Genomic DNA, 19,701 nt, shown 5'->3' on the forward strand with positions numbered 1-19,701 from the left:
GCACGCCTCCGCCGGCCGGCGAGCGGCGTCCGGGTCGAACGGCGCCGCGGGCGGGGTCTCGCCGCGGATGTCGGCCACCAGCGCCGTGACGTCGGCCATGATCGCCGCGGTGGTGGCGTCGAGGGCGGTGCGGGTGCGGGGTCCGCCGACCCAGGCGGAGAGGTCGACGGGCGGCCCGGCCGCGACCGTCACGCGCCTGCGCGGCAGCAGCCGCGGGCGGCTGGTGTGGGGTGGCAGCACGTCCTGGGTGCCCCAGTTCGCCACCGGGATCACCGGTGCGCCGGTGACGAGGGCGATCCTGCCGATCCCGTTCTTGGCCTTCATCGGCCAGCCGTCCGGGTCGTCGGTGAAGGTGCCCTCCGGGTAGAACGCGACGATCTCGCCGCGTTTCACGGCGGCGATCGCCTCCCGGTACGCGTCGCCTGCCCGCGCGGAGGCGCGGTAGACGGGGATGTGGCCGCCCTTGCCCAGCACCGACCGGACGATCGGAACGTTCCACAGCTCGGACTTCGCCAGGAACCGCGGCATGCGGCCGTGGCAGATCGTGAACGCCACGTCGAAGATCGGGTCGGAGAACGACACGTGGTTGATCGCCAGCAGGGCGCCGCCCGTGCGGGGCAGGTGCTCGCCGCCGCGCCAGCTGATCTTCGTGCCGAACATCGCGAACGGCCAGATGACCGCGATCGCGAGCCCGAACCAGAAGCCCGATCCGCGCCAGCGGCGGGAGAACGTCAGCACGATCTTCTCGCGCGTCGAGAGCGGTCGGTCCCCTGCCATGCGTCCTCCTCCAGCCGAACCGTTGCCGTCGATCCTCTCAGGAGCAGTGCGACGCACCGACGCTCGCGGTCGGTGACGGGCCATCGGACGACCGGGTGTGATGTCGATCCCAGTGGTCATCCGAGTGGGCCCGATCATCGGAATGTCCCGACGCACCGTCCCGTCCAGCCGCCCGTGAGGTCCCGTCCGTGCCCGACGATCCCCGTCTCCCCCGCATCGAGCCCGTCGGGCGCGTGCCCGCGTCGCCGCCCGGCGTGGTGCTCGTCCTGCACGGCGGTCGGGCGCACAGCCGGGAGAGCGGCGAGCGCAAGCGGCTGTCGTACTGGCGGATGCTCCCGTTCGCGCGGGCGCTCGCCCACACGGGCCCTGCGGTGTACATGCTGCGCTACCGCTACCGGGGCTGGAACGCCCCGACCAGGGACCCGCTGCGGGACGCCCACCAAGCCCTCGACGAGATCGCGCGGCGCCACCCCGGTGCCCCGGTGGTGCTGGTCGGGCACTCGATGGGCGGCCGGGCCGCACTGGCCGCCGCGGGCGCGCCCAACGTCACGGCGGTCTGCGCGCTCGCGCCGTGGCTCGACGCCTCCGACCCGGTCGACCAGCTGGCGGGCCGCACCGTCCTCATCGCCCATGGCGACCGCGAGCGCTACACCGACCCCCGCGAGTCCTACGCCTACGCCCTGCGGGCGAAGCGGGTGACCGACCAGGTCTGCCGCTTCGAGGTGCACGGCGCAGGCCACTACATGCTCAGCCGGGCGCGCGACTGGCAGTCGCTGGTCCGCCGCTTCGTACTCGGCGTACTCGAGATCGAACCCGAGGACCCCGATATTGCGAACGCTCTGCGACAGCCCACCCCGGCCGGGCTACGCGCCGAACTCGCTTCGTGACCTCGCCCGCTCCGTGATCCCCCCGCTTCGTGACCTGGAGCCGACCCATGACCTCGATCCCCCGGATCCCCGCATGAGCCGCCGCAGTGTCGCCGTCGTTGGCTCCGGCGTCGCCGGCCTGACCGCCGCCTACCTGCTGCAGCGCCACCACGACGTCACGCTCTTCGAGGCCGACAGCCGCCTCGGCGGGCACGCCCACACCCACGAGCTGTCCACTTCGGACGGCAGCACGGCCTACGTCGACTCCGGCTTCATCGTCCACAACGAGCGCACCTACCCGCATCTGTTGCGGCTGTTCGCCGAGCTCGGCGTGGCCACGCAGGACTCGGACATGTCGATGAGCGTGCGCTGCGAGGGCTGCGATCTGGAGTACGCGGGCGCCCGCAAGCTGGGCGGGCTGTTCCCGCAGGCCTCCAACCTCGCGCGCCCCGCCTACCTGCGCATGCTCGCAGAGGTCAGCCGCTTCCACCGGCACGCGCGCAGGCTGCTCTCCGACGAGCGGGCCGGCGACGTCCCGCTGGGTGCGTTCCTCGCGATCGGTGACTACTCCCGGTACTTCGTGGAGCACTTCATGCTCCCGGTGGTCAGCGCCGTGTGGTCGGCGGGCGAGACCGTCTCGATGGCCTACCCGGCGCGGTACCTGTTCACGTTCCTCGACCACCACGGCCTGCTGTCGATCGGCGGGTCACCGCAGTGGCGCACCGTCGTGGGCGGCTCGCGCAGCTACGTGGAGCGGGCGGTGAAGAACCTGACCGCGGTGCAGGTCTCCACACCGGTCCGCAGCGTGACCCGCACGGCCGAGGGCGTCGAGATCCGCGACGACGCCGACGACGTCCACCGCGCGCAGCACGTGGTGATCGCGACCCACCCGGACCAGGCGCTCACGCTGCTCGCCGGGGCCACCGCCGCCGAGCAGGCCGTCCTGGGGGCGTTCACGTACTCACAGAACGAGACGTGGCTGCACCAGGACACCTCCGTGCTCCCGCGGCGCAGCGGCGCCCGGGCCTCGTGGAACTACCTCAAGCCCGCCTGCTCGTCGGCGAACGCACCGGTGCTCGTCAGCTACGACATGAACCGGCTGCAGCGCCTCGCCGAGCCCGACGACTACGTCGTGACGCTGGGCGGCGCCGGGCACGTCGACCCGGACCGCGTGCTCGCCCGCATGCAGTACGAGCACCCGATCTACACGCCGGAGTCGCTCGCCGCGCAGCGCCGGCTGCCCGAGCTGAACGACGGCGTCGTCGCCTACGCGGGCGCCTACCACGGCTGGGGATTCCACGAGGACGGCTGCGCCTCCGGCGTCCGGGCGGCGGCGTCGCTGGGCGTGCGCTGGTGACCGCGCCTTCGGCGCCCGTGAGTGGAAACGAGTGCCATAGCACTCGTATCCACTCACGGCCGGTGGTGCCCGCGCTCTACGACGCCGAGGTGCGCCACGTCCGCAGGCAGCAGCTGGACCGGTCGTTCCGCCACGCGATCTACCTGTGGCTGGTCGACCTCGACGCCCTGCCGCGGCTGCCGCGGGCGCTGCGGCCGTTCGCCCGGTTCGAGGCGCGCGACCACCTCGGCGACCCGCACCGCACCATCCGGGAGAACCTCGACGCGTGGCTGGCCGGTCAGGGCGTCGACCTGCGCGGCGGGCGAGTGCTCATGCTCGCCAACGCCAGGGTGCTCGCCTACCTGTTCAACCCGATCACGGTCTACTGGTGCCACCGCCCGGACGGCGCGCTGGAGTGCGTGGTCGCCGAGGTGCACAACACCTACGGCGAGCGGCACTGCTACCTCCTGCGCCCCGACGAGACGGGCCGCGCGACCACGGCCAAGGACTTCTACGTCTCGCCGTTCTTCTCCGTCGACGGGCAGTACACGATGCACCTGCGCGTCCCCGGCGACCGGCTCGCGATCTCCGTGACCCTGCGCCAGGGCGGCGCGACGGCGTTCACCGCCACGCTCGCGGGCACCCGCACGGCGGCGTCCCCGGGCGCACTGGCCCGGATGCTGCTGCGCCGCCCGTTCATGACCCACCGCACGTCGGCGCTGATCCGCCGCCACGGCATCGCCCTGTGGCTGCGCAGGCTGCCCGTCATCCCCCGGCCGAAACACACTCCGCAGGAGGGCGTCCAATGACCATCGAACGCACCCGGTCCGTGTCCGCCGCGCCCCGCGTCGTCGTGAAGCGGTCGAACAACCACGTCGTGCCGCGCCCGAACGAGGGCGTCTGGCCGGGCCTCTCGACACCGCCGCACGTCCCGGCGCGCGCCCGGATCGCCGAGGCGCTCTTCCGGCGCGCGGTGCGGTCGCTGCCCGTGCGGGTGGTGTTCCCCGGCGGCGAGCGGATCGGCGCGGGCGGGCCGGGCTCCCCGGTGATGCGGATCGTGCGGCCCGCGGCGTTCTTCCACCGCCTCGGTGCCCGGTCGAAGATCGGGTTCGGCGAGGCCTACATGGCCGGGGACTGGACCTCCACGCAGCCCGCCGATCTGCTCACCCCGTTCGCGGCGAAGCTGTCCACGCTGATCTCACCCGCCCTGCAGCCGATCTTCCGCCGCTACGTGGAGGCCCGGCAGCCGGCGGAGGAGGCGAACACGATCGACGGGTCGCGGGAGAACATCCACCGCCACTACGACCTGTCCAACGAGCTGTTCGCCACGTTCCTCGACGAGACGATGTCGTACTCCTCGGCGTGGTTCGCCGACGGCAGCGACGACCTCGCCGACGCCCAGCGCCGCAAGATCGACGGCGTTCTCGACCTGGCGGGCGTCGGCCCGGACATGCACGTGTTGGAGATCGGCACCGGCTGGGGCGGGCTGGCCAGGCGCGCCGCACAGCGCGGGGCCCGCGTCACCACGCTGACGATCTCCGCCGAGCAGGCGAAGCTCGCCGAGGAGCGCATCGCCGCCGCCGGCGTGGCCGACCGCGTGCAGGTGCTGCTGCGCGACTACCGCGAGGCGCAGGGCAGCTACGACGCCGTCGTCAGCGTCGAGATGATCGAGGCCGTCGGGGTGCGGTACTGGCCCACGTACTTCTCGGCGTTGGACCGGCTGCTCAGGCCCGGTGGGAAGGTCGGCCTGCAGGCGATCACGATGCCGCACGACCGGATGCTGGTGTCGCAGGACGACTACACCTGGATCTCGAAGTACGTCTTCCCGGGCGGAGTGATCCCGTCGGTCGAGGCGATCGAGCAGAACCTGCACGACCACACCGGCCTGCACGTCGCGCAGCAGCGCAGCCTCGGCCCGGACTACGCGCGCACGCTGGCGCACTGGCGGGAGACCTTCCTGTCCCGCTGGGAGACCGTGGCCGAGCTCGGCTTCGACGAGACCTTCCGCCGGATGTGGGAGTTCTACCTGGCCTACTGCGAGGCCGGCTTCCGCGTCGGTTACCTCGACGTCCACCAGCTCTCGCTCACCCGCTGACCTTCCGGGAGACCCCTGTGCCCAGCCCCGTCGCCCCGCAGCTCGCCGGGCTCGTCGAGCGCCTGGTCGGCGCGCCGCTTCCCATCCGCATCCGGGCGTGGGACGGCAGCGAGACCGGACCGACCGCCGCGCGAAGCGAAGGCGGATCGCGCATCGACACTGCTCCCGTCGCGATCATCCGGCACCGCCGCGCCCTGCGGCGGCTGCTGTGGAACCCCGGCGAGCTCGGGCTGGCCCGCGCGTTCGTGGCGGGCGAGCTGGACGTCGAGGGCGACATCGCCGACGGCCTGTCCCGGTTCTGGAAGCTCGCGAAGGCCCAGGACCTCGGCGGGCTCAAGCTGGGCCCCGCCGACCTGCTGGACGCGGCCAAGGTCGCAGCCCGGCTCGGGGTACTGGGCCCGCGCCCGAAGCCGCCCGCGTCCGAGGCGCGGCTGTCCGGTGGGCTGCACACGCGCCGCCGCGACCGGGCGGCGATCGCCCACCACTACGACCTGTCCAACGACTTCTACGAGTTCCTGCTCGACCCGCAGATGGCCTACTCCTGCGGCTACTGGACACAGGAGGCAGGCGCGGGCTACGGGCTGGTGGACGCCCAGCGCGACAAGCTCGACCTCATCTGCCGCAAGCTCGATCTCCAGCCGGGCATGCGCCTGCTCGACGTCGGTTGCGGCTGGGCGTCCTTGCTGGTCCACGCGGCGCAGCACTACGGCGTTACGGCCGTGGGCGTCACGCTGTCCGCGCAGCAGCGCGAGTACGGGCTCGCCCGCGTCGCGGCGCTGGGTCTGCAGGATCGCGTGGAGATCCGGCTGCAGGACTATCGGGAGGTCACGGACCAGCCGTTCGACGCGATCTCCTCGATCGAGATGGGCGAGCACGTCGGGCAGGACAACTATCCGGTCTACGCGGCGCAGCTGCACAAGCTGCTCCTGCCGCACGGGCGGCTGCTGCTGCAGCAGATGTCGCGCGGCGCGTCGGGGAACAACACCGCGCCCGGTGGCGGCGCGTTCATGGAGAGCTACGTCGCGCCCGACATGTACATGCGGCCCCTGGGCTCCACCCTCAACTTCCTCGAGGAGGCCGGGCTCGAGGTCGTCGACGTGCACTCGCTGCGCGAGCACTACGTCTGGACCGTGCGTCCCTGGCTCGACACGCTGCAGGAGCGCAAGGCCGAGGCCGTCGCGCTCATCGGCGAGGAGCAGTACCGGGTGTGGCTGCTCTACCTCGCGGGCGCCGCGCTGGCGTTCGAGGAGAACCGGATGGGCGTGCACCAGATCCTCATGGTGCGTCCCGACGTCGACGGCCGCTCGGGCCTGCCGCGCAGCCGCCACGCGATCCTCGGCGCCGACCCGGGGGCGCCCGCGCCCGTGGACCCGGCGCGCAACGGCGTCGTGGCCCGGTAGGCGACCGTGACCGGCTTCCCCTGGGGGCCCGCGCTCACCAACCTCGGGGTCACCGCCCTCGTGGTCGGGCTGGTGTTCGCCGCGGCGCTCGTCGTGGCCGTCCGCGGCGGCCGTCACGACGGCATCGACGTGGTGTGGGGCGCCGACTTCGCGGTCGTCGCCGTCACCACGCTGCTGTTGTCGGCCGGCGACGGCGACACCTGGCGCCGCTGGCTGATCACCATCCTGACGTGCGTGTGGGGGCTGCGGCTGGCCTGGCACATCGGCCGGCGCAACCACGGCAGGCCGGAGGACCCGCGGTACGTCGCGATCCTCGAGCAGGCCAGGGGCAACCCCACGGCGCACCTCGTGCGGAAGGTGTACCTCCCGCAGGCCGTGGTGATGTGGATCGTGTCGCTGCCGGTGCAGCTGGGCCAGTACGGATACGCCGACGGGACGCCGGCCGCCGTCCTCACCGTGCTCGGGGTGCTGATGTGGCTCGTCGGGTTCACGTTCGAGGCCGTCGGCGACGCCCAGCTCGCCGCCTTCCGGGCGGACCCGGCGAACTCGGGCCAGGTGATGGACCGCGGCCTGTGGCGCTACACCCGGCACCCGAACTACTTCGGCGACGCCGCAGTGTGGTGGGGCCTGACGCTGTTGTCGCTGCACCACGCCGCCGGGTCGATCGGGATCGTCGGCGCGGCGGTGATGACGTGGCTGCTGGTGCGCGGCACGGGTGCCAAGCTGCTGGAGTCGACGATCGGCGAGCGCCGGCCCGGCTACGCCGAGTACGTGCGGCGAACGAGCGGGTTCGTGCCGCTGCCCCCGCGCAGACCGGCGAACCGGTAGCGCGCCCCCGACGAAGACGATCGTGGAACGGACGAGCACAGGAGGCTCCGCGTGGCGATGTTGCAGACCGGCGACCAGGTCGAGGACTTCGAGCTGAAGGACGAGACGGGCACTCCCCGCAGGCTCAGCAGCCTGCTGGCGAACGGTCCCGTCGTGCTGTTCTTCTACCCGATCGCCTCCAGCGGCGGGTGCACCCAGGAGGCGTGCCACTTCCGCGACCTGGCGGCCGAGTTCGCCGCGCTCGGCGCGCAGCCCGTGGGGATCAGCAGCGACAACGTCACCAAGCAGAGCATCTTCGCCGGCGCGCACTCGCTGGGCTACCCGCTGCTGTCCGACCCGGGCCACCCGTCGCGAAGTCGCTCGGCGCCTACCGCTGGTACCTGCCCGGCGGCCTGCACACGCGCCGCATGACCTTCGTGATCGGCACCGACCGCCGGCTCCTGGGCAGCTTCGCCAGCGAGAGCAAGTTCGACATGCACGCCGACGAGGCGCTGGAGCTGCTCAAGCGGCAGCCCGCATGATCGGTAGGGTCCGGTCATGAGCACCCCTCGACGCGTCAGCGAGTCCGTCGTCGTCAGCGCGTCCCCGGATGCGGTGTTCGCGCTGCTCGCCGACCCGCGCCGGCACGCGGAGTTCGACGGGTCGGGCACCGTCCGCACGGCGGTGTCCGGCCCGGACCGGCTCGCCCTCGGCGCCACCTTCGGCATGGACATGCGCTGGGGGCTGCCCTACCGGATCCGCAACACCGTGGTGGAGTTCGAGGAGAACCGCCGGATCGGCTGGCGGCACTTCGGGCGGCACATCTGGCGGTACGAGCTCGAGCCGATCCCCGGGGGCACCCGGGTCACCGAGACGTTCGACTACGGGCCTTCGCCCGCCGCGGGCCTGCTCGAGACGCTCAAGGCCCCGCAGCGCAACCTGCGCTCGATCCACGCCACACTGGCCCGGCTCGGCACGATCTTCGGCACGCCCGCCGCGCAGAGCTGATGGTGCCCTCCGCAGGCTCCGCTCAGGCCTGAACCGACGCCGCGGCACGCGGGAGGCCGGGCAGCCCGTCGAGGCTCATCGCGTTCCGCTCGAGGTGGTAGCGGGCGCTCCGCGCGTCGTCGCGGGCTCTGCCACACGGCGTCGAGGGTCTCCCGCTCCTCCACGAGCTCCATGCGCGGTACCGCGTAGCCACAGGAGTCCGACACCCGCGTGACGTCCACGACGACCACGCTGCGCAGGTAGGGACGCCGGCTCGCGGCGGCCTCCCCGAACGGCGCGAGCGCGGCGTCGAAGGCCGGGTCGCCGGGGAGCACGGCCCGGCCGGTGCCGTGCAGCCGGATGATGTTCGGGCGGCCGTCGAACGCGCAGAACATCACGCAGACCCGGCCGTTCTCCCGCAGGTGGGCGACCGTCTCGACGCCACTGCCGGTGATGTCGAGATAGGCGAAGGTGTGCTCGTCGACCACCCGGAACGTGCCGATCGTGCCCTTCGGCGACAGGTTCACCAGCCCGTCGCCGGCCAGCGGCGCCGTGGCCACGAAGAACACCGGCTGCCGCTCGATCCAGGCCGCCATGCCGGCGTCGACGCCGTCGTAGACCTTCCCCATGGACCGAACCTAGGAGGCGCGTCCCCTGGCGCCAAGCGCGTTCCCAGCGGGTGGTCAGGGCAGGGTGAGGATCTCCACCCCGTCGGCGGTGACCAGCACGGTGTGCTCGAACTGGGCGGTGCGCGCGCGGTCCTTCGTGACGACGGTCCAGCCGTCGTCCCAGATGTCGTAGTCGATCGTACCGAGGGTGATCATCGGCTCGATCGTGAACGTCATCCCGGGCTCCAGGACGGTGTGCACGCTCGGCTCGTCGTAGTGCAGGACGACCAGCCCACTGTGGAAGGACCGGCCGATGCCGTGCCCCGTGAAGTCGCGGACCACGCCGTAGCCGAACCGCTTGGCGTAGGACTCGATCACCCGCCCGACCACGTTGAGCTCCCTGCCGGGGCGCACCGCCTTGATCGCGCGCATCGTGGCCTCGCGGGTGCGCTCGACGAGCAGACGGTCCTCCTCGCTCACGTCACCGGCGAGGAACGTGGCGTTGGTGTCGCCGTGGACGCCACCGATGTAGGCGGTGACGTCGATATTGACGATGTCGCCGTCCTGGATCACGGTGGAGTCCGGGATGCCGTGGCAGATCACCTCGTTGAGGCTCGTGCAGCACGACTTCGGGAAGCCCTTGTACTCGAGGGTGGACGGGTAGGCGTCGTGGTCGACGAGGAACTCGTGGATCACGCGGTCGACCTCGTCCGTGGTGACGCCAGGGGCCACCGTCCGGCCACCCAGCTCGAGGGCCTGCGCCGCGAGTCGGCTCGCCACCCGCATCGCCTCGATGACCTCGGGCGTCTGCACCCACGGGTCGCTGCTGCGCGTCGGCTTGTTCCTGCCGACGTACTCCGGCCGCGGAATGTGGGCGGGGACGGGGCGGATCGGCGAGACGGTGCCGGGGGTGAGCAGCGTGCGGGCGGGCATGCGCTCCAGTCTAGGCGGGCCGCCGGAGTGGCCGGATGCGTCGCGGGCACGGCCGGTGGCAATCAGCTACGCCGCCACTCGTCGGCGACGGCGTCCTCGTTGCGGCGGTAGTCGTCCTCCCTGCGCTTCAGGGTGTCGACGACTTTGCGGAGTTCCTGCTCATAGCGGCGCAGCGCCGTGTACGTGGAGTAGGCACCGTCCATGACCTCGTGGTTGTAGTGCTCGGCCATCCCGACGCTGATGTCGTCGGCCGGCTCGGCGAGGCGACCGCGGCGGCCCACGTCGTTCAACAGGTCGCCGATATCGTCTGCAGCACGTCCATAGGCCGCACGCAGGGCTGGAAGGGCGTCCGGCTCGACCCGGAGCGTGAGGCTGGGCAGGTCCGACAAGGTGACCTCCACGAGTGGGGCGTCCGGGCCGACGCTACCGGGAAGATCGCACGCCCCGCCCTGGTTCGTCGCAACGGTAACCCCTCAGCGCGCGAGCAGGGTCCCCACGGCCTGTTCGGCCACCTCGACCGCGTCCCGGCAGAGCTGGTCCTGCGGGATCGGCGGCAGTCGGCCGCCGTCTCGGAAGATCACATCGAGGAACTGGCCTTCGGCCACGTCCACGTCCACGGAACAGAAGTCCGGGATGGGCGGCCGGGCCAGGATCGCCGGGAAACCCTGGACCGTGATCGGGGTGATCTCGTCGGTCGTCGTACCGGGGGAGGTGAGCGCCTCGATCCCACTATCGGTCGCGAGCGCGAACCCGACCGAGATCGCACGGGGCTCGTCCCCACGGATGGAGCAGGTCGGGCCCGCGAACACCCGCGCCGTCGTGGTCGACCGGACCGAGTTGTCGTTCAGCCCGAGCATCTCGCGCTGCTCCGGAGTCAGTAGCGCACACGGATCCACGCCGTCAAGGGGCAGCTCGCGCGGCCGGGGCGGGAGGACGAGCCCGATCGGCCCGGTTGCGGTGGCCGTCGGGGTCGGCGCGGCCGCGGCCTGCCCCGGGCCGTCGGTGGTGCAGGCACCGAGCAGCGCCGCAGCGGCGATCAGCAGCAGGACGCGGCGCACCCACCCGACGCTAGCGCAAACCCCCCGCGTCCCGGCCCGGATCCGCGCAGGTGGAACGGCAGGATGGGCGGCCGATCTCAGCGCAGCGCGCGGTCGGCGGTGCGACGCGACACCAGCAGCGACAGTCCCCGCCAGCCGAGCAGCAGCACCGCCAGTGCGACGGCCGTGACCAGCGCGAAGCTCAGCGGCAGCCGGCCGGTGAAGCCGGCCCGGACGGCCAGCCCGATGACGACCGTGCCCGCGAGCACCACGCTTCCGGCCTTCAGCCCGGCGGGCTGGGCCCGCACGACCGGGGTGGCCCACGCGGCGACCAGCCCCACCAGGAACGGCGCGGCCGTGCCTGCGAGACCCAGGAGGTCGTCGGAGGCGCTGTGGTTCATCCGCCCGATCGCGGCGAAGACGACCACCGCGACCACGTCGGCCACGAGCGCGAGCACGGGGATCCGGCGCGAGGACATGGGTTCCAGAGTAAGCGCCGGGGCAAGCCCGGCGTCGAAGCGTGCGCGGAACTCACACACCATGTCCCGCGCGATCGGACGCGAGCCCGTCGATCAAGGCGCCGACGTCCCTTCCGACTCGATCCAGGACGGCAGCAGCGCCTTGGTCACCGCACGTCCACCCGCCGCCCCGGCCCTCGCACCCCCGCGACGGGTTCAGCCCAGCGCGGCCAGGAACCGCTGCGCCACCTGGACCGCGGGCCCGGACGAGCCGCCGTCGACCACCAGCACGGCGAACGCCACATCGCCGCGGTACCCGACGAACCAGCCGTGGGCCCGGCCGTCGCCGGTGAACTCCGCCGTGCCGGTCTTGCCGTACACCTCCCCCCACCCCGCCAGCGCGGTGGCCGTGCCCTCGGTGACGACCGCACGCATCATCGGGCGCAGCTGCTCCAGCACCGCGGGGTCGGGCTCGCCCGGCGGCCGCACCACCTCGGTGGGGCGGTCGCGGATCAGCTGCGGGACGACCGGGGCGCCACGGGCCACCGTGGCGGCCATCAGCGCCACGCCGAGCGGGCTCGCCAGGACCTGCCCCTGGCCGAAGCCGTTCTCCGCCCGCTGCACCACGTCACCGGACGGGGGCACCGAGCCGGTGATGGTGGTGAGCGCCGGCACGACGTAGTCGGCGCCGATCCCCAGCCGGAGCGCCGCCTCCGGCAGCTCCCCCGGCTCGAAGCCCGCCGCGAGCTGGGCGAACGTGGTGTTGCACGAGCGGGCGAAGGCAGTGCGGAGTGGGACGGTGCCCAGGTCGAAGCGGTCAGCGTTGGGCACCGGCCTGCCCCCGATGACCGTGACGCCGGGGCAGGCGACCGGCGAGGCGGTCGTGAGGCCGTCGCCCGCGATCGCCGCGGCCGCGGTGGCGATCTTGAAGGTGGAGCCCGGCGGGTACCGGCCGGTGAGTGCGAGCGCGCCCTCGGCGTCGGCCGCGTCGTTCTGGGCCACCGCCAGCAGGTCGCCGGTGGACGGCGCGACCGCCACGAGCATAGTCTGCTGCTCCACCGGCTCGACGGCGTCCTCCGCCGCCGTCTGCACCGCCCGGTCCATTCCCACGGCCGCGGTGTTCCCCGGCCGCGGCTGCTCCTCCACGAGGCTGCGGATCCGGTTGCCCGCGCCGTCGACCACGAGCACCGACCAGCCCGCGACACCCTCCAGCTGGGCCGCCAGCTCGGTGCGGACGTTCGGTAGCACCTGCCGCCCGAAGTCGGCGTCGGGCGCCAGCAGCCGCTCGGACGTGGTGAACCGCACCCCCGGCAGGTCGTAGATGGCGGTCTTGACGCTCTCGTAGTCGGTCTCCCGCAGCACCGCGACGGTGTAGGCCTGCCCGTCCGGGGTGCGCGCCGCCCCCTCGACGATCGAGGTCTGCGTGATCTGCCGGTCGAGCGGCGACAGCACAGCGGCGAGCGCTCCGGCCACGGCGGGCAGCTCGCCGGTGGCACGCCGGTCCAGCAGCACGCTCACGACCGGGGTGGACTCCAGCAGCGGCACCCCGTCGCGGTCGACGACCGGGGCGGGCGGCGGGGCCTGGGTGCGCACGGCGAGCCGCTGCCCCGCGGCGAGCTGCGGATGCACCACGGTGGGCGACCAGTGCACGCGCCAGCCCTGTTCGGTGTCGGGGGCGGGCAGCAGCTCCAGCTCACCGAGGTAGCTCCACGTGCGCCCGGGCCCGAACCGCCACGTGACGTCGACGGAGGCCGTGGCCTCGCCGCTCGCGGTGCGCACCTGGGCGAGCTCGGCGACGAGCGCCTCCGGCGCCAGCGCGTCGCGCGTGGCGGCCAGCAGCTCGCCCGCCGCGGCCGGGTCGTCGGTGAGTGCAGCGGCCGCGCCCGTGTCGCCGGCGGACCAGGCCGCGAGGAAGCCGGTGACCGTCTCCTCCGGCCCGTCGTCGCCGAAGAGCCCGCAGCCCACGGTGGCGAGCAGCACGACCAGCGCGGCGGCGAGCGCGAGCAACCGGTGCGCGGTGCGGGACGGTCGGGGGTGGGGCATGTCGGCGAGTATGCCGAGGCGCACCGACAGTTCTGCGACGCGCCGTGGTGGGCGCGTCACGACATGTGATCGTCTAGCCGCGGGCGTCGACCACCGTGCACCGCCGCGTCCCCACCCGCCGCACCTCGGCGAACCGCGCTCGCACCGCGTCCTCGATGCGCGCCTGCTGCTCCTCGGGCAGCAGCAGCCGCCGCGCGGCCCGTGCCGGCTCCGTGCCGCCGTGCCAGCTGAGCAGCAGCCGCCCGCCCGGCCGCACCACGCGACGCAGTTCGGCCACCCCGGCGTCGAGGTCGGGCCAGATCGCGATGTTGTTGACCGAGACGGCGAGGTCGACGGCGCCGTCGGGCAGGCCGGTCGCGGCGGCGTCACCGGGCCGGATCTCGACGCGCCCCGCGGCGATCTCCCACGCCAGCGCCCGCACGGCCAGCCATCGCATGTCCTGGGACGGGTCGACGCCCACGATCCGCCGGACCGCGGAGCGGCGCACGAGCAGCCCGAGCAGCACCCCGGGCCCGTGCCCGACCTCCAGCACGTCGCCCGCAGCCGCGTCGCCGAGGAGGTCGAGCAGCTCGCGCTGCTGCCCGCCGTTCATCCGGCGCATCAGCCTGCCGCCGATCCGCCCGGCGCGGCCGGCGGGCAGCGCGGCGAACCCGTTCGGGGAACGACCCGTCGTCCACGACGGTGGTATCGAGGTGGTCATGGCCTCCACCGTGGATGCTCAAGTGCCCTTGACGTCAAGCACCGACGTCGGCATCGGCGAGGCCGCGCGCCGGCTGGGCCTCGCGCCGTCGGCGATCCGGTTCTACGAGAGCGAGGGACTGCTCGACGCCCCCGCGCGCCGTGACGGCAGGCGCCGCTACGGGCCGGACGCGCTGCGCAGGCTCGCGTTCATCGCGATCGCCCGTGACCTCGGGCTCGGGCTCGCCGCGATCCGCGCGGCGCTCCGCCCGGGCCCCGACGGGTGGGGTCGGGTGGTCGACGAGCAGGTCGCGGCGCTCGACGCGCAGATCGCGCGCGCCCAGCGGGCCCGGGAGGTGCTGCTGTCGAGTCGCGACTGCCCCGCGCCGGAGCCCGTGCGCGACTGCCCCTACCTGCGGGGCGCCCTGGACGCGCTGGTGGCGGGCGCGCCGCTGCCGTCCCCGCACGGAGTAACCGCTGTTCCGCACCGGGGTGCGCGGCGGGGTCACCGACTGCGTGTAGCCCGGGAGCTGCCGGGGCGTGGGGCCGGTGTCAGAACAGCGCGCGGGCCAGCGCCCGCCGCGCGGCGGTGACCCGCGGGTCGTCGGCCGGGAACAGCTCGAACAGCCCCACCAGGTGTTCGCGGACGCGGTCGCGCTCGTCGCCCGCCGTGCGGCCCACGGTGGTCACCAGCCGCGTGAACGCCGCCTCGACGGCGTCGCCCGCCACCTCGGCGTCGGCCGCGGCGAGCTGGGCGTCGACGTCGTCGGGGGCGGCGTCGGCACGGGCGACCGCCGTGGGGTCGGCCTGCTCCGCACGCGCGAGGAACCGCACCTGCGACAACGCGGCCGCGGCCTGCTCGTTGGCCGGCTCGCCGGCGAGGATTTGCTCGTAGGCCGCCTCGGCGGCGGCGTAGTCGCCGTGCTCGAGGGCGTCCTCGGCCGCGGTGAACCGCGGGTCCTCGGGCTCCTCGACGGGCTCCGCGCCGCCTGCCGCCGCCTCCGCCTGGGCGATCCCGGGCATGCGGTCGCGGAGGGCGTCGAGCAGCGCATTGATCCACTGACGCACCTGCGGCTCGGGCAGCGCCCCGTTGAACGCGTCGACCGGCTGGCCGGCGACGACCGCCACCACCATCGGGATCGACTGGACACCGAAGGCCTGTGCGATCCGCGGGTTGGCGTCGACGTCGACCTTCGCGAGGATCCACGCGCCGCCCGCCGCCTCGGCGAGGCGCTCGAGCACCGGGGAGAGCTGCTTGCACGGACCGCACCAGGTGGCCCACAGGTCGACGACGACCGGCACCTGCGTCGACCGCTCGATCACCTCGGTCTGGAAGGTCTGCTCGGTGACGTCGACGACGAACTGGCTCGCGCCACCGTCCACCGCCGCGGGTGCGGCCTGCTGGCGGGCCGCCGCCTCGGAACGGGCCTTGAGGGCGGAGAGGTCGACCGCACCGGCCATGGCGGACGACAGCGCGGCCGTCTGGGCCGCCTGACGGGGATTGGGTCGAGTCACGCTCCTCATCCTGGCACGCTGGCGATCCGCCGTCCGCCCCGACCGGAGCCCGGCGCTCAGCTCGTGGCGACGAGCGGGCGCAGGCCCATCGGGTTTGCCGGGAGGAAGCCGTCACCGGCCACGATCGCGGTGACGAGCGGCGCGGCCAGCGCCACGAGCCGCTCCGCGCGCTCCGCGCCGAGCACCGCCCACGGGGCGTCCGCCGCGGCGTCGGTGTGTGCCTCCACCTCCACCCGCAGCGCGCGCCCCGCAGCCGTCAGCCCGGCGCCGTCGACCAACCCGCGCTCGGTGAGCCGCGCCACGGCCTCGGTCCACTCCTCCTCCGACCAGCCGCGCCGCGTGCGCAACCACTCCGGATCCATGTCGTGCTCCGCGGCGAACAGGACGAGCGCCTCGACCGGGTCGAGACCCGCCATGAGGAGCGCGGCCACGTGCCCGCCCCCGCGGTGCTCCCGCAGCACCGTCTGCGCGTGCCAGAGCACCAAGTGCGGGGCGTCGGGCCACGGCAGCGCGGAGTTGGCGGCCGCGAGTGCCCGGCCCGCGGTCGGGGCGGCGAGCGCGGCGTCACGCGCGATCACGGCGGCCTTGGCCACGTCCGGCGCGGCGAGCACCTCGGGGCCGAGCAGACGGTGCAGCGCAGCGTCGACCGCTTCGAGGCGCACGTCGACGAACCGCTCGGGACGCGCGAGCGACCACACATGCGGCACGGACCTGGCGACGAGGCCCGGATGGAAGTTGTAGAACAGCGCGGTGACGAGCTCCGGATGCGCCGCGCCGAGCGGTGCGGCCCGCAGCGCGAAGTAGCTCATCCAGTAGCCCTTCGTGCCCAGCTCCTCGCACGCCGCCCGGGACTCCGGTGCGAAATAGGTGACGGCATGGACGGGTTCGAGCGCCCGCCAGACCCGTCGCGCCCGGTGTTCGTCGCGTTCACCCATCACCCGTCCCCGCTCCCGCTCTCCGCCGCGGAGAGCCCGTTCGGACAGTAGGACGACCGAGGACATCCGGCCAAGATCCCTCTATCCGGTGGATCCCGATCACTCAGGGCGATCACTTTCGGCGATCGGCCGGTCGCGGGCCGCGATCGACCACCGGACTGGCGGAGCACCAGACACGGGAACCAATCGTTGATGATGTGTGAGTGACCTCGCGGTCGCTCTGCGTAGACATTCGTCCGGCCGCGACCCGCGGCTTCCCGCACTCGAAGGAACCTGCATGAGCACGGAGAACACCGTCGCCGACCGCCTGCTCAACGACGCGCGCAAGAAGACCGCCAAGGAGGAGAGCCCGGCACTGGGCAAGGCAGCGCTGATCGTCGGCGCGATCGCTCTGCTCGTCAGCCCGATCTCGATCCTCGGCTGGATCGTCGGCGCCACTGCGGTGGGCCTGGGTGTCGCCGCCGTGCGCCGCCCCGTGTCGGCGAAGCAGGCCAAGATCGCGATCACGCTCGGCGCGGCCGCCATCCTGATCGGCGTCTTCTTCTTCACCCTGAACGTCGCCCTGGGCTGATCCGGCCGCTGCCGCTCGTGCGGCAGTGCCCGGCGGCCATGGACAGGGGGTCGCACAGCACCGTCGGTGCAGACCTCCTGCCCATGGCCGTTCCCGTTCCGCTACTCCTCCCCCACCTTCTCGGCTGCTGCGGCCTGCTCGATGATCGTCGCCAGCTCGTGCGGTCGCGTGAGCATCGGGAAGTGCCCGCCCGGCAGTTCCACCAGCCGCGCACCCGGCAACTCCCCCGCCAGGCGCCGCAGCCGCTCCGGGCCGACGACCCTGTCCTCGGCGCACACGACGACGACCGTGGGCACGTCGGGCCAGGCCGTGAGCGGTGTGAGCTCTCGGCCGACCGCCCACGCCTGGGCCGCAGCCGGGACACCGCCGCGGCCACCACCTCGTCGGACGCCTCCGCGGACACCCCTGCGTACAACCCACTGACCGCGGCCTCGGCAGGCCACCAGGTGGTGCCGTCGTCGTTGCGCTGCTGGCCGCGCCCGAACCCGGGCGCCATGATTCCCGGCTCGGCCCGCATCTGGTCGTCGGACGACATTCCGGGCCGTGGCACCAGTGCCGCCACCAGCACCAGCGCGGCCACCCGCTCCGCTCCGAGCCGCTGCGCCACCACGGGCACGGTGAGCCCGCCGAGCGAGTGCCCGACCAGCACGAACCGGTCGGAGGGCCCGATCGGTGCGAGCGCGGCCTCCACCGCCTCCGCGTAGTGCTCCGCCCCGAGCCCGGGCTGCTCCGACGGCAGGTCGACCGCGACGACGTCGTGCCCGCGGGACCTCAACTCCCGGACGAGCGGCGCCCAGGACGAGGCGTCGTGCCACGCGCCGTGCACGAGGACGATCCGCGTGACGCCGTCGCGCTCCACCGCGCCGGCATCCACCCTCGTCCCGCTCACTTCCCCTCGAGCGCGGCTTCCACCCGCTCCACCTTGGCCTGGAGCTGCCCCGTGTGGCCCGGCCGGATGTCGGCCTTGAGCACCAGGCTCACGCGCGGCGCGTGCGCCTGCACCGCCTCGACGGCGCGCTTGACCACCGCCATGCCCTCGTCCCAGCTCTCGGACTCGATGGTGGTGAACATCGACGTGGTCTCGTTGGGCAGTCCCGACTCCCGGACGACGCGGACAGCCTCCGCGACGACTTCACCGACGCTGTCCGAACCGTTGCCCGCGGGGGCGATGCTGAATGCGAAGAGCATGGCGACAGCCTGCACCAGCACGGGGGGCCCCGCGACCCCGGCGCCCGCGGCCTCGATCGCCGACCCGCCCGCCGGTGCCGGGCGGCCGTGGCCGTGGCCTGCCGGGGCGCACTGCTAGCGTCGGCGGTCATGGCGCATCGCGACCCCCTGCCGTTCGACCCGATCATGCGGGCGGCGGAACTGTGGGACCAGCGGATCGGCCCCGCCCGCACCATGGCGGCGGTGACCAGCGTGATGCGCGTGCAGCAGATCCTCCTCTCGGCCGTGGACGGCGCACTGCGCCCGCACGGGCTGACCTTCGCCCGGTACGAGGCACTGGTGCTACTGACGTTCTCCCGCACCGGACGGTTGCCGATGCGTGTGATGGGCGAGCGCCTGCAGCTGCACCCGACGAGCGTGACCAACATCGTGGACCGGCTGCAGGCCGACGGACTCGTGCGCCGCACCCCGCATCCGACCGACCGCCGGGCCACTCTGGTGGAGATCACGGAGGCAGGGTCGGCCGTGCTGGAGCACGCCACCAAATCGGTGACCGAGATCGACTTCGGGCTCACCGGCCTCAGCGCCGATCAGGAGACGCAGCTGACGCAGCTGCTGGGGCAGGTGCGCCGGGCGGCGGGCGACTTCGAGTGACGCGGGCGGGCCCCACTGGGCCCGGACGTCGCGCCGTCACCGCTGCACTTCCCCACCGTCGGGCGGCGCCCCCGGGCCGCGGCTGTCGCGGTCGGGCCCTCGCTGGTCGCGGCGTCTGCCCCCGGGCCAGGACCGCATCGTGCGGTCGCCCCGCGTTGCTGCCCGCCGCCCCCGCCGCCGGCGCTTGCCCCCCGCGCTCCGCCGCCCCGCGCAGTAGCCCGTGACCGCTCCGCCGACCGAACCTGCCAGCGCACAAGCCGAACACGTCGTGAGATCCATCTCCACCCCTCGAGCCACTGTTGACGCCCTGTTACGGCAACGTCGTCGACGGTATGCCCGGGCACCGACAATTCCCGGCGCCGCAGCCGGCGGCGCCTCGACGAGGTCGTCGTGCCGGGGCGGTTCCTGTCGGACCCCTGCGGCACCCTGACCGCATCGCACACCAACACGTCCAGGAGGGGCGGATGGGCCGAGGTGAGGGCACGGGCCTGCGGGCCGCGCGCGTGTCCCGCGGCTGGTCACAGTCGGAGGCGGCACGCGAGCTGGCGGCGCTGGGCCGGGCGACGGGCGCTCCCGTTGCGGCCGCCGCAAGCCTGAAGTCCCTGCTCTCCCGGTGGGAGAACGGCCATGCGCTCCCGGAGCCGCAGTACCGGGCGCTGTTGGGCGAGCTGTACGACCGCACGCCCGCCGAGCTCGGGCTGGGCGACCCCGTCGAGCGCGCAGCGGCGGTCTCGGCGGCCGAAGAGCTGCGGGCCGGGCTCGCGGCCGCGGCCGCCGTCGACCGCGCGGGGGTGCGGCTGTGGTGGGAGCAGCTCGCCGCAGCGCGCAGGCTCG

Annotated in this window: 21 protein-coding genes and 3 pseudogenes; 12 read left to right on the forward strand and 12 right to left on the reverse strand. The window is 73.5% G+C overall.

Annotated elements, in window-relative coordinates:
• Nucleotides 1-777: lysophospholipid acyltransferase family protein (locus tag KME75_RS27930; RefSeq protein WP_219417873.1), on the reverse strand; the 777-nt coding region annotated here is incomplete at its 3' end.
• A gap of 188 nt (nt 778-965) precedes the next feature.
• Between KME75_RS27930 and KME75_RS27935 the strand changes: the two genes are divergently transcribed.
• The 8 genes and pseudogenes from KME75_RS27935 (at nt 966) to KME75_RS27970 (ending at nt 8,289) form a co-directional block, all read left to right on the forward strand.
• A complete protein-coding gene (locus KME75_RS27935; protein ID WP_219417874.1) occupies nt 966-1,664 on the forward strand; it encodes an alpha/beta hydrolase in 699 nt (232 codons plus the stop codon).
• Nucleotides 1,665-1,737: 73 nt separating this feature from the next.
• Nucleotides 1,738-3,000: an NAD(P)/FAD-dependent oxidoreductase gene (locus KME75_RS27940; protein ID WP_219417875.1), complete on the forward strand. Its 1,263-nt coding sequence runs from the start codon at nt 1,738-1,740 to the stop codon at nt 2,998-3,000.
• Between the two features lie 62 nt (nt 3,001-3,062).
• A complete protein-coding gene (locus KME75_RS27945) occupies nt 3,063-3,788 on the forward strand; it encodes a DUF1365 domain-containing protein (protein ID WP_219417876.1) in 726 nt (241 codons plus the stop codon).
• Nucleotides 3,785-5,074, forward strand: a complete 1,290-nt coding sequence (locus KME75_RS27950) for an SAM-dependent methyltransferase (RefSeq protein ID WP_219417877.1) — start codon at nt 3,785-3,787, stop codon at nt 5,072-5,074. The genes KME75_RS27945 and KME75_RS27950 overlap by 4 nt, the downstream gene beginning before the upstream one ends.
• A 17-nt stretch (nt 5,075-5,091) precedes the next feature.
• A complete protein-coding gene (locus tag KME75_RS27955) occupies nt 5,092-6,474 on the forward strand; it encodes an SAM-dependent methyltransferase (protein ID WP_219417878.1) in 1,383 nt (460 codons plus the stop codon).
• A 6-nt stretch (nt 6,475-6,480) separates the two neighbouring features.
• Nucleotides 6,481-7,302, forward strand: a complete 822-nt coding sequence (locus KME75_RS27960) for a DUF1295 domain-containing protein (protein WP_219417879.1) — start codon at nt 6,481-6,483, stop codon at nt 7,300-7,302.
• Nucleotides 7,303-7,362: 60 nt separating this feature from the next.
• Nucleotides 7,363-7,823: pseudogene (locus tag KME75_RS27965) on the forward strand (peroxiredoxin).
• 16 nt (nt 7,824-7,839) lie between these two features.
• Nucleotides 7,840-8,289, forward strand: coding sequence for an SRPBCC family protein (locus KME75_RS27970; RefSeq protein ID WP_219417880.1), 450 nt, complete (start codon nt 7,840-7,842; stop codon nt 8,287-8,289).
• Nucleotides 8,290-8,543: 254 nt separating this feature from the next.
• On the opposite strand, the pseudogene KME75_RS43755 reads toward KME75_RS27970, so the two are convergent.
• The 7 genes and pseudogenes from KME75_RS43755 to KME75_RS28005 form a co-directional block, all read right to left on the reverse strand.
• Nucleotides 8,544-8,897 (reverse strand): annotated as a pseudogene (locus KME75_RS43755) (pyridoxamine 5'-phosphate oxidase family protein); the annotation flags it as partial.
• A gap of 54 nt (nt 8,898-8,951) precedes the next feature.
• On the reverse strand, nt 8,952-9,809 hold the full coding sequence (map, locus tag KME75_RS27980; RefSeq protein ID WP_219417881.1) for a type I methionyl aminopeptidase: 858 nt from the start codon (nt 9,807-9,809) through the stop codon (nt 8,952-8,954).
• Nucleotides 9,810-9,871: 62 nt separating this feature from the next.
• Nucleotides 9,872-10,198 carry a hypothetical protein gene (locus KME75_RS27985; protein ID WP_219417882.1) on the reverse strand — a complete coding sequence of 109 codons (327 nt, stop codon included), beginning with the start codon at nt 10,196-10,198 and terminating at the stop codon, nt 9,872-9,874.
• Nucleotides 10,199-10,282: 84 nt separating this feature from the next.
• Nucleotides 10,283-10,867: a DUF3558 domain-containing protein gene (locus tag KME75_RS27990; RefSeq protein ID WP_219417883.1), complete on the reverse strand. Its 585-nt coding sequence runs from the start codon at nt 10,865-10,867 to the stop codon at nt 10,283-10,285.
• 77 nt (nt 10,868-10,944) lie between these two features.
• Nucleotides 10,945-11,325 carry a DUF3054 domain-containing protein gene (locus tag KME75_RS27995; RefSeq protein WP_219417884.1) on the reverse strand — a complete coding sequence of 127 codons (381 nt, stop codon included), beginning with the start codon at nt 11,323-11,325 and terminating at the stop codon, nt 10,945-10,947.
• Between the two features lie 195 nt (nt 11,326-11,520).
• On the reverse strand, nt 11,521-13,347 hold the full coding sequence (locus tag KME75_RS28000) for a penicillin-binding transpeptidase domain-containing protein (RefSeq protein WP_219417885.1): 1,827 nt from the start codon (nt 13,345-13,347) through the stop codon (nt 11,521-11,523).
• Nucleotides 13,348-13,420: 73 nt separating this feature from the next.
• A complete protein-coding gene (locus KME75_RS28005; protein ID WP_246632994.1) occupies nt 13,421-14,047 on the reverse strand; it encodes a class I SAM-dependent methyltransferase in 627 nt (208 codons plus the stop codon).
• Here KME75_RS28005 and KME75_RS28010 point away from each other — a divergent pair.
• Nucleotides 14,046-14,618 (forward strand): MerR family transcriptional regulator, encoded by a 573-nt coding sequence (locus tag KME75_RS28010; RefSeq protein WP_219417886.1) that lies wholly within the window; start codon nt 14,046-14,048, stop codon nt 14,616-14,618. The genes KME75_RS28005 and KME75_RS28010 overlap by 2 nt on opposite strands.
• On the opposite strand, the gene KME75_RS28015 is transcribed toward KME75_RS28010, so the two are convergent.
• Complete coding sequence (locus KME75_RS28015) at nt 14,578-15,540, reverse strand: tetratricopeptide repeat protein (RefSeq protein WP_308283151.1); 963 nt, start codon at nt 15,538-15,540, stop codon at nt 14,578-14,580. The two genes, KME75_RS28010 and KME75_RS28015, sit on opposite strands and share 41 nt — an antisense overlap.
• Nucleotides 15,541-15,596: 56 nt before the next feature.
• Nucleotides 15,597-16,475 carry an SCO6745 family protein gene (locus KME75_RS28020; protein ID WP_219417887.1) on the reverse strand — a complete coding sequence of 293 codons (879 nt, stop codon included), beginning with the start codon at nt 16,473-16,475 and terminating at the stop codon, nt 15,597-15,599.
• Nucleotides 16,476-16,752: 277 nt separating this feature from the next.
• Between KME75_RS28020 and KME75_RS28025 the strand changes: the two genes are divergently transcribed.
• Complete coding sequence (locus KME75_RS28025) at nt 16,753-17,046, forward strand: hypothetical protein (RefSeq protein ID WP_219417888.1); 294 nt, start codon at nt 16,753-16,755, stop codon at nt 17,044-17,046.
• Here KME75_RS28025 and KME75_RS28030 read toward each other — a convergent pair.
• On the reverse strand, nt 17,021-17,935 hold the full coding sequence (locus tag KME75_RS28030; RefSeq protein WP_219417889.1) for an alpha/beta hydrolase: 915 nt from the start codon (nt 17,933-17,935) through the stop codon (nt 17,021-17,023). The two genes, KME75_RS28025 and KME75_RS28030, sit on opposite strands and share 26 nt — an antisense overlap.
• Nucleotides 17,932-18,234 (reverse strand): thiamine-binding protein, encoded by a 303-nt coding sequence (locus KME75_RS28035; RefSeq protein ID WP_219417893.1) that lies wholly within the window; start codon nt 18,232-18,234, stop codon nt 17,932-17,934. Before KME75_RS28035 ends, KME75_RS28030 begins: the two co-directional genes overlap by 4 nt.
• A 129-nt stretch (nt 18,235-18,363) precedes the next feature.
• On the opposite strand from KME75_RS28035, the gene KME75_RS28040 reads away from it, so the two are divergent.
• Nucleotides 18,364-18,867, forward strand: coding sequence for a MarR family winged helix-turn-helix transcriptional regulator (locus tag KME75_RS28040; protein WP_219417890.1), 504 nt, complete (start codon nt 18,364-18,366; stop codon nt 18,865-18,867).
• Between the two features lie 464 nt (nt 18,868-19,331).
• Nucleotides 19,332-19,701 (forward strand): annotated as a pseudogene (locus KME75_RS28045) (hypothetical protein); the annotation flags it as partial.

This window comes from Pseudonocardia nigra, from assembly GCF_019396355.1.
In the GTDB taxonomy this organism is placed as follows: domain Bacteria; phylum Actinomycetota; class Actinomycetes; order Mycobacteriales; family Pseudonocardiaceae; genus Pseudonocardia; species Pseudonocardia nigra.